Below are 14,230 nucleotides of genomic sequence, written 5' to 3' on the forward strand. Positions count from 1 at the left end.
ATGTGATGCACAAACAGATGCAAATGATAGGAAGCCGTCCATGAAAAACGCATATGAAAGCCTGCTGGGTGGCAAGCAGGGGGCCATCGGCCTGCTGGTGCTGGCCACGCTGATCCTGGTGGTGTTCCCGCTGATGCTGGACACCTTCCGCCTGAACATGGTCGGCAAATACCTGACCTACGCCTTCGTCGCCGTTGGCCTGGTGCTGTGCTGGGGCTACGGCGGCATCCTCAGCCTCGGCCAGGGCATCTTCTTCGGCGTTGGTGGCTACTGCATGGCGATGTTCCTCAAGCTCGAGGCATCGGACCCGGAAAGCACCAAGATCCAATCCACCCCCGGCATTCCGGACTTCATGGACTGGAACCAGATCACCGAGCTGCCGATGATGTGGCAGCCGTTCCACAGCTTCAGCTTCACCCTGCTGGCGGTGATCGCGGTACCGACCCTGCTGGCGCTGATCATCGGCGTTGCCATGTTCAAGCGCCGCGTCGGCGACGTGTACTTCTCCATCGTCACCCAGGCCATCGCGGCGATCCTGACCATCCTGATCATCGGCCAGCAGGGCCTCACCGGTGGCGTCAACGGCATCACCGACCTGCGCACCCTGCTCGGTTGGGACATCCGCGACGACTCGGCGAAGATCATCCTCTACTTCGTCAACGCCTTCCTGCTGCTGGGCTGCATCCTGCTCGGGCGCTTCATCCTCACCTCCAAGCTCGGCCGCCTGCTCATGGCCATGCGTGACAAGGAAGAGCGTGTGCGTTTCTCCGGCTACGACGTGGCCAGCTTCAAGATCTTCGTGTTCTGCGTGGCGGCGGCGTTCTCGGCCATCGGCGGGGCGATGTTCGCCCTGCAGGTCGGCTTCATGTCGCCGAGCTTCGTCGGCATCGTGCCGTCGATCGAGATGGTCATCTTCGCAGCGGTGGGCGGGCGCATGTCGCTGCTCGGCGCGGTGTACGGCACGCTGCTGGTGAGCTTCGGCAAGACCTACTTCTCCGAGAGCTTCCCCGAGCTGTGGCTGTACCTGATGGGCGGCCTGTTCATCGTCGTGGTCATGTACTTCCCCAACGGCATCGCCGGCCTGTGGGAAAGCCACGGGCGCAAGTGGATCTCGCGTATCCCGGTCGGCCAGAAGGTCTTCGGCCAGGCCGAGACCAAGGCCCGCGTGCCGGTCGCCAAGGCGCCGCTCAAACAACCCGTTCGTGAACTGGAGACCACGCCATGAGCAGCCCAGCAGGATTCCAGGCGGCCAAGCCGGTGTTGGCCATCGAAGGCCTGACCGTATCGTTCGACGGCTTCAAGGCGGTCAACGACCTCAACCTGTATGTCGACCGCAACGAAGTGCACGTGGTCATCGGCCCCAACGGTGCCGGCAAGACCACCGTGCTCGACCTGATCTGCGGCAAGACCAAATCCACCACCGGCAGCATCGAGTTCGATGGCCGCGAGCTGACCAAGATGCGCGAGTACGACATCGTCCGCGCCGGGGTCGGGCGCAAGTTCCAGAACCCGTCGATCTACGAAAACCTGACGGTGTTCGAGAACCTGGAAATGTCCTACCCCAAGGGCCGCAAGGTGTTCGGCGCGCTGTTTTTCAAGCGCACGGCCGAGGTGGTCGCGCGGGTCGAGGAAGTGGCCGGGGAAATCTTCCTCAGCGAGCTGCTCGACAAGCAGGCCGACCTGCTCTCCCACGGCCAGAAGCAGTGGCTGGAAATTGGCATGCTGCTGATGCAGGACCCGGCGCTGCTGATGCTCGACGAGCCGGTGGCCGGCATGAGCGTCAGTGAGCGAGTCCAGACCGCCGAACTGCTCAACCGCATCAGCAAAGGCCGTTCGGTGCTGGTCATCGAGCACGACATGGAATTCGTCAAAAGCATCGCCCACCGCGTCACCGTGCTGCACCAGGGCAAGGTGCTGGCCGAGGGCAGCATGGAGGCGGTGCAGACCAATCCGAAGGTGATCGAGGTGTACCTGGGGCATTGATGGCCTGAGCGCCTGATGCTTTGCGTAGGAGCCAGCTTGCTGGCGATCGGTGCGCTACCGGTCCGCTGATCGCCAGCAAGCTGGCTCCTACAGGTTCATTCTTCGCGCGCCTGTACGGCTGCGCGTACAAGGAGTCAAACATGTTCCAGATCAGCAACCTCGTTTCCGGCTACGGCCAGAGCCAGATCCTCCACGAACTCAACCTCAATGTGGAGAAGAAGGAAATCGTCGCGGTCATGGGCCGCAACGGCATGGGCAAGACCACCCTGTTCAAGAGCCTGATGGGCGTGCTGCCGCAATGGGGCGGGCAGATCACGGTCGACGGCAAGGACGTGTCCAAGCTGGAAACCCACCAGCGCGTCGAACACGGCATCGCCTACGTGCCGCAGGGGCGGATGATCTTCTCGCACATGACCGTGCTGGAGAACATCCAGACCGGCCTGCCAGCCTCGGCCAAGGGCAAGGTGCCGGATGACCTCTATGCCCTGTTCCCGGTGCTGCACGAGATGCGTGCGCGCAAGGGCGGCAACCTCTCCGGCGGTCAGCAACAGCAGCTGGCCATCGCCCGCGCGCTGGCGACCAACCCCAAGGTGCTGCTGCTGGATGAGCCCACCGAGGGCATCCAGCCGTCGATCATCAAGGACATCGCCCACAAGCTGAAGGAGATCCGCAACCTGCGCGACCTGACCATCGTGGTGTCCGAGCAGGTGCTGTCGTTCACCATGGAAATCGCCGACCGTTTCCTGGTGATCGAGAAGGGCAAGTTCGTGGTGGAAGAGACCCGCGACAAGGTGGATGAAGCGACGATCAGCCGTTACCTCTCGGTCTAGCGCGGCGCTCATCGCTCCATTTCATGCGTTTTCCGGCTGGCGTGTGCTTCCTGCACGCCGGCTTTTTTCGTCTCCGTGAAATGTGGCGCAAGGCCGCGTGGATGCTGAGTTACAGCAGTACGTCATCCGACGTATTTTCCGATTTCGCGGCACGTTCAAGACTAGCTCCGTACCCCGGCGCCACTGCGCCAAGCCCCCATCAATGGTCCCAGGAGCTTTGTCATGACCGAAACGCTGATCAAGGTCAATCTCAACCAGCCCGCCACCGAGAACGAGCAGATCCACAACCGCTGGCACCCGGATATCCCGATGGCCTGCTGGGTCAAGCCAGGTGACGACTTCATCCTCGAGACCTATGACTGGACCGCCGGCGCGATCAAGAACAACGACGATGCGAGCGATGTGCGCGACGTCGACCTGTCCACCGTGCACTACCTGTCCGGCCCGGTCGGCGTACACGGCGCCGAGCCGGGTGACCTGCTGGTGGTCGACCTGCTCGACATCGGCGCCATGGCCGACTCGCAGTGGGGCTTCAACGGCTTCTTCTCCAAGCAGAACGGTGGTGGTTTTCTCACCGACCATTTCCCCATGGCGCAGAAGGCCATCTGGGACTTCAAGGGCATGTTCACCAGCAGCCGGCACATTCCGGGTGTGAACTTCGCCGGCCTGATCCACCCCGGCCTGATCGGTTGCCTGCCGGACCACAAGATGCTGGCTGACTGGAACAAGCGCGAGCAGGAGCTGATCGACACCGACCCGCACCGCGTACCGGCCCTGGCCAACCCGCCGATGGCGCCAACCGCGCACATGGGCAAGATGAAAGGCGAGGCCCGCGACCTGGCCGCGCTGACCGGCGCGCGCACCGTTCCGCCGCGCGAGCATGGCGGCAACTGCGACATCAAGGACCTGTCACGCGGCTCGAAGATCTTCTTCCCGGTCTACGTCGACGGCGCCGGCCTTTCGGTGGGCGACCTGCACTTCAGCCAGGGCGACGGTGAAATCACCTTCTGCGGCGCCATCGAAATGGCCGGCTGGGTGCACATGAAGGTTGAGCTGATCAAAGGCGGCATGGCCAAGTACGGGATCAAGAACCCGGTGTTCAAACCGAGCCCGATCACCCCGCACTACAACAACTACCTGATCTTCGAAGGCATCTCGGTGGACGAGGCCGGCAAGCAGCACTACCTCGACGTCAACATCGCCTACAAGCAGGCCTGCCTGAACGCCATCAACTACCTGACCAAGTTCGGCTACTCGCCGGCCCAGGGTTACGCGCTGCTCGGCTCGGCGCCGGTGCAGGGGCACATCAGCGGCATCGTCGACGTGCCCAACGCCTGCGCCACGCTGTGGCTGCCGACCGACATCTTCGACTTCGACATCAACCCCAATGCCTCCGGCCCGATCAAGCACCTCGACGGCAGCATCGACCTGCCCATCGCGCCGGACAAGTGAGTTCCTCACCCGGGCGGGGATGGGGCTCTGGACGGCGTTCATCCCGGCCCGGGTGGCGAACACTCGGGACCTGTCACACCGCACTACCGGCTTGGCGGCCATGTGCCGCCGAACCGCTGCCCAGGAGTCCGTTATGCCGATCTACGAATACGACTGTGCCGATTGCGGCGACTTCACCCGCTTGCGGCCGATGGCCGAGCGCGACCAGCCCTGCGATTGCCCGTCCTGTGGCATGCAGAGCGGTCGGGTGATCCTTTCCGCACCGGGCCTGGCGACCATGCCCGGCAGCCAGCGCCGCGCCATCGCAGCCAACGAGCGCAGCGCCAACGCGCCGCAGACGCTCGACGAATACAAGCAGACGCGCGAGCACCCCAAGGGCTGCGGCTGCTGCACCCCGAACAAGCCCCTGGCCCCGACCAAGGCCAACCCGCATGCCATGAAGGGCAAGCCAGCCGGCCGGCCGTGGATGATCAGCCACTGAGGCTGTTCATTGGATCCCCGCCTGCGCGGGGATGACGTGGGCACGGGCATCACCCCTCCACACCGTCATTCCGGCGTAGGCGGGAATCCAGCCCGTAGGGTGGACAACGCTCTGTTTGTCCACCGTTGTCCCCCCTGTGGTGGAAAACGCTTCGCGGTTTTCCACCCTACGAATCGAGGAGCTTCCTATGCGTCACGGCGATATTTCCAGCAGCCCGGACACCGTCGGCGTCGCCGTCGTCAACTACAAGATGCCGCGCCTGCACAGCAAGGCCGAGGTGCTCGACAACGCGCGCAAGATCGCCGAGATGATCAAGGGCATGAAGCTCGGCCTGCCGGGCATGGACCTGGTGGTGTTCCCCGAGTACAGCACCATGGGCATCATGTATGACAACGACGAGATGATGGCCACGGCGGCGACCATCCCCGGCGACGAGACGGCGATCTTCTCCGCCGCCTGCCGCGAGGCCAAGACCTGGGGCATCTTCTCGCTGACCGGCGAGCGTCACGAAGAACACCCGCACAAGGCGCCGTACAACACTCTCATCCTGATCAATGACCAGGGCGAGATCGTGCAGAAGTACCGCAAGTGCATCCCCTGGTGCCCGATCGAAGGCTGGTACCCGGGCGACCGCACCTATGTGTCCGAAGGCCCGAAGGGCATGAAGATCAGCCTGATCATCTGCGACGACGGCAACTACCCGGAAATCTGGCGCGACTGCGCGATGAAGGGCGCCGAGCTGATCGTGCGTTGCCAGGGCTACATGTACCCGGCCAAGGAACAGCAGGTGCTGATGTCCAAGACCATGGCCTGGGCCAACAACTGCTACGTGGCGGTGGCCAACGCCGCCGGCTTCGACGGCGTGTACAGCTACTTCGGCCACTCGGCGATCATCGGCTTCGACGGGCGCACCCTCGGCGAGTGCGGCGAAGAGGAAATGGGCATCCAGTACGCCCAGCTCTCCGTCTCGCAGATCCGCGACGCACGCGCCAACGACCAGTCGCAGAACCACCTGTTCAAGCTGCTGCACCGTGGCTACACCGGCGTATACAACTCCGGCGATGGCGACAAGGGCGTGGCCGACTGCCCGTTCGACTTCTACCGCACCTGGGTGATGGACGCGCAGAAGGCCCAGGAAGACGTGGAGAAGATGACCCGCAAGACCATCGGCGTGGCCGATTGCCCGGTGGGCGAACTGCCGCATCCTGGCAAGGAGAAAGTGGCGGGGTGAGGCGTTGCTCCCCGGCCCTGTAACCGTATGGCGGGTGCAACCCGCGGCGTTCAAGGGCCGCAGATGCACTCGGATACCCCCTTCTCCCCTTTGGGGAGAAGGCCGGGATGAGGGGGCTCTGTCCGGCAACAGCGCTAGTCCTTCTTTTACTCGTCCAACACCCCTCACCCCAGCCCTCTCCCCAGAGGGGCGAGGGAGCAGATCGCAGGACCTTGCCATGCCCTTCGTCAACGACCTGCTCGACCACAACCGCGAACAGCTGGCCCAGGCTTCAGTGCCGCCACCCTCGGGCAAGCTGCAGTCGCGGTTTCTCTTCGATCCCGCCCAGGTGATGAGCCTGCTGCGCGCCCGCATCGTCGGCCAGGACGCCGTGCTGGAGCAGGTGGAGTCGCTGCTCAAGGTGGTCAAGGCCGATATCGGCGAGCGTGAGCGCCCGCTGGCGGTGAACCTGTTCATGGGCCCTACCGGCGTCGGCAAGACCGAAATCGTGCGCCTGCTGGCCGAGGCCATCCACGGCCGCGCCGACGCCTTCTGCCGCATCGACATGCATACCCTGGCCCAGGAGCACTACGCCGCTGCTTTGACCGGAGCGCCGCCCGGTTATGTCGGCAGCAAGGAAGGCACCACGCTGTTCGACATCGAGGCAATCCAGGGCACCTACAGTCGGCCCGGCATCGTACTGTTCGACGAACTGGAAAAGGCCAGCAAGGAAGTGCTGCGCAGCCTGCTCGGCGTGCTGGAAAACGGCCGCCTGACCCTGACGGCCGGCAGCAAGACCATCGACTTTCGCAACAGCCTGATCTTCATGACCAGCAACATCGGCGCGCAGGACGCGCGGCGCTACCGCGAGCGCTTCCAGAGTGGCTGGCGGAACTGGCTGGGCCTCGTGCCCCGCGCCGAGCAGGCGGTGCTGGAACAGGCACTGCATGGCCACTTCGACCCGGAATTCCTCAATCGCATCGACCGCATCCTGGGTTTCGAGCGCATCGAGGGTGAATGGTTGGGGGCCTTGATGGAGATCGAACTGAGCAAGCTCAACCAGCGCCTGGGCAAGCAGGGGCGAGGTGTGATGCTGGACGAGTCTGCCCTGGTTTTTCTCTGCCGCGAGCATGACCCGCGCTATGGCGCGCGTGCGTTGGGGCGACGTGTGCGCACCGAGCTGGAGCCTGCGATTGCCGAATGCCTGCTGGATGATCCGGCGGTGATCCGCATGCTGGTGCGGGTGGAGGAGGGAAGGCTGGTGGTGCGGGGGGATGGGTAGGGCTTTGGGTTGCTGTTGGTGACACCCCTCACCCCAGCCCTCTCCCCAGAGGGGAGAGGGGGCTGTTCGGCGCTGGGCAGAGGTGCTTTGTTGGCCTGCAGACTCCAGACTCCAGACTCCAGAGCACAGCAGAGAGAGTGGAAAGGAGAAAGGAGAGAGCAGTCACAGGTTGGTGCGACTGAGTATCAGGCAGTGACTATCCTGAAAGCTCACCACTTCACCCCCAGCCCACTCGAATACCCCCTCTCCCCTCTGGGGAGAGGGTTGGGGTGAGGGGGCGGTCATTACCCACTCACAAGGACGTGAGCCCATGCCCAGAACACCCTCCCGAGCTACAGCCGAGCAACGCCAGTTCGCCCAGCAGTTGCGCCAGGACCAGACTGATTGTGAAGGTCGGCTCTGGCAACACCTGCGCAACCGTCAACTGGCCGGTTGCAAGTTTCGGCGTCAGTTTCCTTGCCCACCCTACGTGCTGGACTTCTACTGTGCCGAGCTAAAGCTGGCTATTGAGCTGGATGGCGGGCAGCACTTCACCGATGAAGCGCTGCGGCGAGATGCGCAGCGTAGCGAGCACCTGCAGACGCTGGGTATCCGGGTGATTCGCTTCAGCAATCTAGAGGTGTTGCGACAGTTGCCCGAGGTGCTGGGGGAAGTTTTGCGGCAGCTGGAGGGTACGACCCCTCACCCCGGCCCTCTCCCCAAAGGGGCGAGGGGGTAGGAGGTGCGGGCCTGGTGCTGAGAAGTGCTTCTGGTTGCTCCGTCAGGCACTCCCCTAAAGGATGACAGCTGAAGACCATCCCCCCACCTCGTCAGAACTCTCTCCCCTCTGGGGAGAGGGCAGGGTGAGGGGGCGATGCAGCGACCTTAGTGATGCTCGCGCGTCGCGCGGAATTTCACGTCCGGCCAGCGCTCTTCCATCAGCGCCAGGTTGACCCGAGTCGGCGCCAGGTAGGTGAGGTGGCCGCCGCCATCCAGGGCGAGGTTTTCCACCGCCTTGTTGGAGAATTCCTCAAGCTTCTTCTTGTCGCTGCAATCGATCCAGCGTGCCGACCAGACGGTGATCGGCTCGTAGGAACACTCGACCTTGTATTCCTCCTTCAGGCGGCTGGCGACCACGTCGAACTGAAGCACGCCGACCGCGCCGAGGATGATGTCGTTGCTGCGCTCGGGGAAGAACACCTGGGTCGCGCCTTCCTCGGCCAGCTGTTGCAGGCCCTGGCGCAGCTGCTTGGATTTCAGCGGGTCACGCAGGCGCACGCGGCGGAACAGTTCCGGGGCGAAGTGCGGGATGCCGGTGAAGCCCAGCGCTTCGCCTTCGGTGAAGGTGTCGCCGATCTGGATGGTGCCGTGGTTGTGCAGGCCGATGATGTCGCCGGCGTAGGCCTCTTCCAGCTGCTCACGCTCGCTGGAGAAGAAGGTCAGGGCGTCGCCGATGCGCACGTCCTTGCCCAGGCGCACGTGGCGCATCTTCATGCCTTGCGAGTATTTGCCCGAGCAGATGCGCATGAAGGCGATGCGGTCGCGGTGCTTGGGGTCCATGTTCGCCTGGATCTTGAACACGAAGCCGCTGAACTTCTCTTCCACCGGCTCCACGGTGCGCTCGTTGGCTACACGGGCCAGCGGCTTCGGTGCCCAGTCGACCACCGCGTCGAGCACGTGGTCGACGCCGAAGTTGCCCAGCGCGGTGCCGAAGAACACTGGCGTCAGCTGGCCGTTCATGAACTCGTCCTGGTCGAATTCGTGGCAGGCGCCCTGCACCAGCTCAAGCTGCTCGATGAAGCGCTCGTACTCGTCGCCCAGGTGGGCGCGGGCTTCGTCGGAGTCGAGTTTCTCGATGATCTTGGTTTCGGTGCGCTCGTGGCCGTGGCCCGGGGTGTAGACGATGATGTAGTCGTCGGCCAGGTGGTACACGCCCTTGAAATCGCGGTAGCAACCGATCGGCCAGGTGATCGGCGCGGCCTTGATCTTCAGAACGGCTTCGATCTCGTCGAGCAGTTCGATCGGGTCGCGAATGTCGCGGTCGAGCTTGTTGATGAAGCTGACGATGGGTGTGTCGCGCAGGCGGCACACGTCCATCAGGGCGATGGTGCGTGGCTCAACGCCTTTACCGCCGTCGAGCACCATCAGCGCCGAGTCCACCGCGGTCAGGGTGCGGTAGGTGTCTTCGGAGAAGTCTTCGTGGCCGGGGGTGTCGAGCAGGTTGATCATGTGCTCGCGGTAGGGGAACTGCATCACCGAGGTGGTGATGGAAATACCGCGCTGTTTCTCCATCTCCATCCAGTCGGACGTCGCATGGCGGTCGGACTTGCGCGACTTCACCGTACCGGCCACGGCAATCGCCTTGCCCATCAGCAGCAGCTTCTCGGTAATGGTGGTCTTACCGGCGTCGGGGTGGGAAATGATCGCGAACGTGCGGCGTTTGCCGACTTCGATGGCCTGGGTGGTCATGGGTACGTGCCTGGCTGAAACGGTTGCGGGCTGAAGCAGCCCTGGCCGGGCGCCCCGAAAAACGCGCGATTATAACGGGAAACGCCGGCGCGATCAGGCCCGATAGTCCGACGAGCGCGCGTCAGGTACAGGGCTGGCCGGCGCACGACCTTCAGGTGCAACCGTCGGGCGCTGCGCTGGAACCCGAGAGGCCGTCGTCTGTCTGTCAAAAAAGAGGTTGATGCTGAGTGTGGCCACGGATGCCGCCACTGCCCGTGAAATGCGGCCTGCAAGACTGTTTTGTGCAGCATTCCGGACGTTTTGTTAAGGATTAAAAACAGTCAATCAGGTAGGCGACAACCAGGTGCAAAACAGCGGCAATTTTTGATTGATCTCAGGTCCCCATGGTCCTAAAGTTCGCGCCCGAACGTCCATGCTGGAAACGATCCATCCGGCTCAAGTACTGACGACGAGAGACCCACAGGGTACTCGGCGACATGCCTTGGGAAGTAGGCGAACCAAAGTGGGGAAACGGATTAGACGTTCGCGGCTCTTTATCCAGAGCCATCCCTGTTAAGCACCCATTGCTTGCTTTTTACCCATTTGGAGTCCCCGCATGTCGATCGAGGTCGAAGACTACTACCCGCGCGAAACCTTCCAGAAAATGAAGGCCTTCGCCGACAAGCAAGAAACCCCCTTCGTGGTGATCGACACCGCGATCATCAGCCAGGCCTACGATGACCTGCGCGCCGGTTTCGAATTCGCCAAGGTCTACTACGCAGTCAAGGCCAACCCGGCCACCGAGATCATCGAGTTGCTGCGCGACAAGGGCTCGAACTTCGACATCGCCTCCATCTATGAGCTGGACAAGGTGCTGGCCACCGGTGTCGGCCCGGAGCGCATGAGCTACGGCAACACCATCAAGAAATCCAAGGACATTCGCTACTTCTACGAGAAGGGCGTGCGCCTGTATGCCACCGACTCGGAAGCCGACCTGCGCAACATCGCCAAGGCCGCACCGGGCTCGAAAGTCTATGTGCGCATCCTCACCGAAGGCTCGACCACTGCCGACTGGCCGCTGTCGCGCAAATTCGGCTGCCAGACCGACATGGCCATGGATCTGCTGATCCTCGCCCGTGATCTGGGCCTGGTGCCTTACGGCCTGTCCTTCCACGTGGGTTCGCAGCAGCGCGATATCTCGGTGTGGGACGCAGCGATCGCCAAGGTGAAGGTGATCTTCGAGCGCCTGAAAGAAGAAGACGGCATCACCCTGCAGTTGATCAATATGGGTGGCGGCTTCCCGGCCAACTACATCACCCGCACCAACAGCCTGGAAACCTACGCCGAAGAGATCATTCGCTTCCTCAAGGAAGACTTCGGCGACGACCTGCCGGAAATCATCCTCGAGCCGGGCCGCTCGCTGATCGCCAACGCCGGCATCCTGGTCAGCGAAGTGGTGCTGGTCGCGCGCAAGTCGCGTACCGCCGTGGAGCGCTGGGTGTACGTCGACGTGGGCAAGTTCAGCGGCCTGATCGAAACCATGGACGAGTCCATCAAGTTCCCGATCTGGACCGAGAAGAAAGGCGAAGTGGAAGAAGTAGTCATCGCCGGCCCGACCTGCGACAGCGCCGACATCATGTACGAGAACTACAAGTACGGCCTGCCGCTGAACCTGGCCATCGGTGACCGCCTGTACTGGCTGTCGACCGGTGCCTACACCACCAGCTACAGCGCCGTGGAGTTCAATGGCTTCCCGCCGCTGAAAGCCTTCTACCTGTAACCTCAGGTGTGAAGAACAAAGCCCGCCACGCGCGGGCTTTTGTTTGGCTATGTCCCAGTTATGTGTTGCGTCATCTGACTAGTCGCTTTCCGTGCTGCCGAATGCTTCTGGATTCCCGCCTGCGCGGGAATGACGGTGAGGGTGGGACGACGCTGTGCCACACCCCAGCCTCGTCATTCCCGCGCAGGCGGGAATCCAGATCGGTGCCGAGAGGACGGAAAGGTTTCTCACCTGGCAACACATAACTGGGACATTTGATCGTTCCCACGCTCTGCGTGGGAACGCCGCCACAGACGCTCTGCGTCTGCGCCCCCGGGTCAGGTCCCCACGCCGGAGCGTGGGGGCCATCGGCAGGATCGAGGCTTACTCTGCGGTTGCATGTCTGCGCTTTTTTGGCCATAACCCCCACATGAATAGAAAAATCCTCCTCAACTGCGACATGGGCGAGAGCTATGGCGCCTGGCGCATGGGTGACGACGAGCACGCCATGCCGCTGGTGGACCAGGCCAACCTGGCCTGCGGTTTCCATGCCGGCGACCCGCTGATCATGCTGCGCGGCGTGGCCCTGGCGCAGCGCCATGGCGTGAGCATCGGCGCGCATCCGTCCTATCCCGATCTGCAGGGCTTCGGTCGGCGTCACCTGGCCTGTTCGCCGGAAGAGGTGACGGCGCTGGTGCTGTATCAGCTTGGCGCGCTGGATGCCTTCTGCCGCGCGGCCGGCACCCAGGTGGCCTACGTCAAACCCCATGGCGCGCTGTACAACGACCTGGTGCGCGATGACGCCCTGTTCGATGCGGTGCTGGCGGCCTGCGCCGGTTATCGTTCGGGCTTGCCGCTGATGACCCTGGCCCTGGCCGATAACAGCCGCGAGCGGCGCCTGGCAGACGCTGCGGGTGTGCCACTGCTGTTCGAGGCCTTTGCAGATCGCGCTTACCTTGCCGATGGCCAACTGGCGCCACGGCGCCTGGCCGGCGCGGTGCATCACGACGCCGAGCGGATTCTCCAGCAGGCCGTGGCCATCGCCCGTGGCGAGCCATTCGCCGATATCGACGGCAAGCCGCTGCAACTGCAGGCCGACAGCCTCTGCGTGCATGGCGACAATGCCGAGTCGCTGGCCGTGCTACGCCGTTTGCGAGCGCACCTGGACGCCGCATGATCCGCCTGCAACCGGCTGGCGCCGAAGCCCTGCTGCTGGTGCTGGCCGAGACGCCCGACGCCGAGTTGCCGCAACGCATCGCCGGGCTGGCCGAACGTATCCGCCGGGAGCTGGGCCCGTTGCTCACCGACCTGGTGCCTGGCTGGGCCACGCTGCTGCTGCACTACGACCTGCTGCGCACCGATCATCTGGCGTTGGCTGCGCGCCTGACGCCGCTGCTGGAGCACTGGCTGGCCGAGCCTGTACCTGGCGACGGCGGCCGGCTGCACCAGATTCCCGTGTGGTATGCCGGCGCGGACCTGGCCGAAGTGGCCAGCGCCTGTGGCCTGAGCACCGCACAGGTGATCGAACTGCACAGCGCGACGGAGTACCGCGTGGGTGCCATCGGTTTCGCTCCCGGCTTCGCTTATCTCGGCGATTTGCCTGAGCGCCTGGCCCTGCCGCGCCGGGCCACGCCGCGTACGCGGGTACCGGCCGGCAGCCTGGCCATTGCCGAGCGGCAGACGGCGATCTACCCGCAAGCCTCGCCCGGCGGCTGGCACCTGCTTGGCCGGTGCCCCTGGACACTGTTCGATGTGCAGCGCACGCCACCCTGTCCGCTGGCGCTGGGCGACCGGGTGCGTTTCCTGCCCATCGATGAGGCCACCTACCGCGCCGAGGGCGGCCAGCCGTGAGTGGACTGCAGGTACTCAAGGCCGGCCCGCTGAGCGTGCTGCAGGATGCCGGCCGGCCTGGCTGGCAGCATCTCGGCGTCTCGCCGAGCGGGCCGCTGGATGGGCATGCCGCGGCCTGGGCCAACCATTTGCTGGAAAATCCCTGGGGCGCGCCGCTGCTGGAAGTCGCGCTGGGGGATGTCGAGCTGCACAGCCAGGTCGACACCTGGCTGGCGCTGACCGGGGCCGACTTGCCGGCCAGCATCGACGGGGCGCCAGTGCCGGCCTGGTCGCGCTTTCCGTTGCGTGCCGGGCAGCGCTTGCGCCTGGGTTTCGCCCGCAGTGGTCAGCGCGGTTACCTGGCGGCGCCCGGCGGTTTTGCCGCGCCGCAGGTGCTCGGCAGTTGTGCCACGCAAATTCGCGAGGGTCTGGGCGGCCTGGACGGGCAGGGCAGCAAGCTGCAGGCGGGTGATTTGCTGCCCTGCGCCGCGGCCTCGCTCGCCTGTGCCGCCAGCGTGCCCTGGCCCTACCAGCCCAATTACCGTGACACACCTTTGCTGCGGGTGATCACCGGCGGCGATGCGCTGGCGTTTGCCGAGGCGCAGCTGCAGGCGTTCCTCGAGCAGAGCTGGCAGCTCAGCCCGCAGTCCGATCGCATGGGCGCACGCCTGCAGGGCGAGCCGCTGCAGGCGCCGCATCGGCAATGGTCGCTGGGCGTCACCCGTGGCGCCATCCAGGTGCCGCCGGATGGCCAGCCGATCATCCTGCAGGCCGATCACCAGACCATGGGCGGCTATCCGCTGCTGGGTTGGCTGCATCCGCTGGACCTGTGGCGCCTGGCCCAGTGCCCGGCGCAGCAGGTGCTGCGTTTCACATCGGTGACGGTGGGTGAGGCGCAGGCAGAGTTGCGTGGGTTCTATCGGTTCTTCGGGCGATGACGCCATCCCTGCGCGAGAGCAACGCGGGTTTCACCCGC

13 protein-coding genes are annotated in these 14,230 nt (G+C 64.1%); 12 read left to right on the forward strand and 1 reads right to left on the reverse strand.

Annotated elements, in window-relative coordinates; translation table 11 throughout:
* Window positions 1–40 precede the first annotated feature (40 nt).
* The 8 genes from urtC to H3H51_RS10540 all read left to right on the forward strand — a co-directional run bounded on the left by urtC (window position 41) and on the right by H3H51_RS10540 (window position 7,956).
* Entirely contained in the window at window positions 41–1,225 is a 1,185-nt protein-coding gene (gene urtC / locus H3H51_RS10505) for an urea ABC transporter permease subunit UrtC (protein ID WP_183088995.1), read from the forward strand.
* On the forward strand, window positions 1,222–1,983 hold the full coding sequence (urtD, locus tag H3H51_RS10510) for an urea ABC transporter ATP-binding protein UrtD (protein WP_183088996.1): 762 nt from the start codon (window positions 1,222–1,224) through the stop codon (window positions 1,981–1,983). The genes urtC and urtD overlap by 4 nt, the downstream gene beginning before the upstream one ends.
* Window positions 1,984–2,123: 140 nt before the next feature.
* A complete protein-coding gene (gene urtE, locus H3H51_RS10515) occupies window positions 2,124–2,813 on the forward strand; it encodes an urea ABC transporter ATP-binding subunit UrtE (RefSeq protein WP_183088997.1) in 690 nt (229 codons plus the stop codon).
* Between the two features lie 222 nt (window positions 2,814–3,035).
* On the forward strand, window positions 3,036–4,265 hold the full coding sequence (gene fmdA / locus H3H51_RS10520; RefSeq protein ID WP_183088998.1) for a formamidase: 1,230 nt from the start codon (window positions 3,036–3,038) through the stop codon (window positions 4,263–4,265).
* Between the two features lie 133 nt (window positions 4,266–4,398).
* Window positions 4,399–4,746 carry an FmdB family zinc ribbon protein gene (locus H3H51_RS10525; RefSeq protein WP_183088999.1) on the forward strand — a complete coding sequence of 116 codons (348 nt, stop codon included), beginning with the start codon at window positions 4,399–4,401 and terminating at the stop codon, window positions 4,744–4,746.
* A 187-nt stretch (window positions 4,747–4,933) separates the two neighbouring features.
* Window positions 4,934–5,977: an aliphatic amidase gene (locus H3H51_RS10530; protein WP_183089000.1), complete on the forward strand. Its 1,044-nt coding sequence runs from the start codon at window positions 4,934–4,936 to the stop codon at window positions 5,975–5,977.
* 217 nt (window positions 5,978–6,194) lie between these two features.
* Window positions 6,195–7,238: an AAA family ATPase gene (locus H3H51_RS10535; protein ID WP_183089001.1), complete on the forward strand. Its 1,044-nt coding sequence runs from the start codon at window positions 6,195–6,197 to the stop codon at window positions 7,236–7,238.
* Between the two features lie 310 nt (window positions 7,239–7,548).
* Window positions 7,549–7,956, forward strand: a complete 408-nt coding sequence (locus tag H3H51_RS10540; RefSeq protein ID WP_183089002.1) for an endonuclease domain-containing protein — start codon at window positions 7,549–7,551, stop codon at window positions 7,954–7,956.
* Window positions 7,957–8,102: 146 nt separating this feature from the next.
* Here H3H51_RS10540 and H3H51_RS10545 read toward each other — a convergent pair whose 3' ends face one another.
* Window positions 8,103–9,686 carry a peptide chain release factor 3 gene (locus H3H51_RS10545; protein WP_183089003.1) on the reverse strand — a complete coding sequence of 528 codons (1,584 nt, stop codon included), beginning with the start codon at window positions 9,684–9,686 and terminating at the stop codon, window positions 8,103–8,105.
* Window positions 9,687–10,281: 595 nt separating this feature from the next.
* On the opposite strand from H3H51_RS10545, the gene H3H51_RS10550 reads away from it, so the two are divergent.
* The 4 genes from H3H51_RS10550 to H3H51_RS10565 all read left to right on the forward strand — a co-directional run bounded on the left by H3H51_RS10550 (window position 10,282) and on the right by H3H51_RS10565 (window position 14,192).
* Window positions 10,282–11,445, forward strand: coding sequence for a type III PLP-dependent enzyme (locus tag H3H51_RS10550; RefSeq protein WP_183089004.1), 1,164 nt, complete (start codon window positions 10,282–10,284; stop codon window positions 11,443–11,445).
* A 409-nt stretch (window positions 11,446–11,854) separates the two neighbouring features.
* Window positions 11,855–12,601 (forward strand): 5-oxoprolinase subunit PxpA, encoded by a 747-nt coding sequence (locus tag H3H51_RS10555; protein WP_183089005.1) that lies wholly within the window; start codon window positions 11,855–11,857, stop codon window positions 12,599–12,601.
* A complete protein-coding gene (gene pxpB, locus H3H51_RS10560) occupies window positions 12,598–13,275 on the forward strand; it encodes a 5-oxoprolinase subunit PxpB (RefSeq protein ID WP_183089006.1) in 678 nt (225 codons plus the stop codon). The genes H3H51_RS10555 and pxpB overlap by 4 nt, the downstream gene beginning before the upstream one ends.
* Window positions 13,272–14,192 carry a 5-oxoprolinase subunit C family protein gene (locus tag H3H51_RS10565; protein WP_183089007.1) on the forward strand — a complete coding sequence of 307 codons (921 nt, stop codon included), beginning with the start codon at window positions 13,272–13,274 and terminating at the stop codon, window positions 14,190–14,192. The genes pxpB and H3H51_RS10565 overlap by 4 nt, the downstream gene beginning before the upstream one ends.
* The last annotated feature ends 38 nt before the right edge of the window (window positions 14,193–14,230 follow it).

It is taken from the genome of Aquipseudomonas ullengensis (assembly GCF_014174475.1).
In the GTDB taxonomy this organism is placed as follows: Bacteria; Pseudomonadota; Gammaproteobacteria; order Pseudomonadales; family Pseudomonadaceae; genus Aquipseudomonas; species Aquipseudomonas ullengensis.

Excerpts from the sequence above, each read along its gene's own strand:
- urtC (WP_183088995.1), top strand. The coding sequence starts at position 41 with ATGAAAAACGCATATGAAAGCCTGCTGGGTGGCAAGCAGGGGGCCATC.
- urtD (WP_183088996.1), top strand. The coding sequence starts at position 1,222 with ATGAGCAGCCCAGCAGGATTCCAGGCGGCCAAGCCGGTGTTGGCCATC.
- urtE (WP_183088997.1), top strand. The coding sequence starts at position 2,124 with ATGTTCCAGATCAGCAACCTCGTTTCCGGCTACGGCCAGAGCCAGATC.
- fmdA (WP_183088998.1), top strand. The coding sequence starts at position 3,036 with ATGACCGAAACGCTGATCAAGGTCAATCTCAACCAGCCCGCCACCGAG.
- H3H51_RS10525 (WP_183088999.1), top strand. The coding sequence starts at position 4,399 with ATGCCGATCTACGAATACGACTGTGCCGATTGCGGCGACTTCACCCGC.
- H3H51_RS10530 (WP_183089000.1), top strand. The coding sequence starts at position 4,934 with ATGCGTCACGGCGATATTTCCAGCAGCCCGGACACCGTCGGCGTCGCC.
- H3H51_RS10535 (WP_183089001.1), top strand. The coding sequence starts at position 6,195 with ATGCCCTTCGTCAACGACCTGCTCGACCACAACCGCGAACAGCTGGCC.
- H3H51_RS10540 (WP_183089002.1), top strand. The coding sequence starts at position 7,549 with ATGCCCAGAACACCCTCCCGAGCTACAGCCGAGCAACGCCAGTTCGCC.
- H3H51_RS10545 (WP_183089003.1), bottom strand. The coding sequence starts at position 9,686 with ATGACCACCCAGGCCATCGAAGTCGGCAAACGCCGCACGTTCGCGATC.
- H3H51_RS10550 (WP_183089004.1), top strand. The coding sequence starts at position 10,282 with ATGTCGATCGAGGTCGAAGACTACTACCCGCGCGAAACCTTCCAGAAA.
- H3H51_RS10555 (WP_183089005.1), top strand. The coding sequence starts at position 11,855 with ATGAATAGAAAAATCCTCCTCAACTGCGACATGGGCGAGAGCTATGGC.
- pxpB (WP_183089006.1), top strand. The coding sequence starts at position 12,598 with ATGATCCGCCTGCAACCGGCTGGCGCCGAAGCCCTGCTGCTGGTGCTG.